Annotated in this window: 1 protein-coding gene; it reads left to right on the forward strand. The window is 58.9% G+C overall.

Annotated features, from left to right (window positions below; translation table 11 throughout):
- Positions 1-86 precede the first annotated feature (86 nt).
- A partial coding sequence (locus X965_RS18755; RefSeq protein ID WP_036419858.1) for an IS91 family transposase occupies positions 87-967 on the forward strand: 881 nt, incomplete at its 3' end.

Here is a 967-nt window from a genome sequence, read left to right on the forward strand (position 1 = left end):
GAACGTAGCGCCCTTACAGGGCGAGCGTCACGGCTTCGCCGTTCCGAGGCTTTGCATGCCCGGAGCACCGCGTTATACTCAGCTTCATGTATATCCCGCGCCCTGCCAAACTCCTGTTCACCATCAATGACGGCTGGAACCGCCACCTCGAAAAACACGGTGACAACGTCAGCCTGTGGACCCGCCTCTGTATTGAACGCATGCTTGCCTGTGGCACCTGCGCAATGGGTGTTCGCCGCTACTGCTGCGCCTCTCCGGACTGTACCCACTCCCGCTTTTTCTGCCAGAGCTGCAAGTCAAAGGCCTGCAGCGCCTGCGGCATGAAGTCTACTGAGCAATGGATTGCTGAGCAGCAGCACATTCTGCCCGACTGCGAATGGCAGCACATCACTTTTACCATGCCACACCTGCTATGGCCGTTCTTTAACAATAACTGGCCCCTGCTCAATGACCTGTTCCGCTGCGCCACCCGCGCCATGCTCACGTGGGCACGTAAACAGGGTATTGAGGTCGGTATATTCTGTGCCCTGCACACCTATGGCCGCCAGCTCAATCAGCACCCGCATATCCACGTCTCAGTCACGCGGGGCGGTCTCTACGTTAAGCATAACGTCTGGCGAAACCTTTTCTTCAAAAAGAAAGCCGTGGAGCTCATCTGGCGGAATGCCGTTATCCGCCTGCTGCGCAGCAGCTACGCCCGCATCATGCCCGGCATGTTGCCGGGGCTGGGCCACATCCGCGACGAACGCCGGTGGCATCGTTATCTGCAGGCACAGTATGGGCGGTACTGGAAGGTGTATTTTGCGAAAAAGACACGGGGGGCGTGGCACAGCGTGAAGTACCTTGGCCGGTACCTGAAACGCCCGCCGGTGTCGGCTTCCCGCCTGCGGCACTACTGCGGCGGCGCGGTGGTTCATCACTATCTCGATCACCGCACAGGGAAGCATAAACGTCAGATGCTGAGCCA

Source organism: Morganella sp. EGD-HP17, assembly GCF_000512315.2.
Classification (GTDB): Bacteria; Pseudomonadota; Gammaproteobacteria; order Enterobacterales; family Enterobacteriaceae; genus Morganella; species Morganella morganii.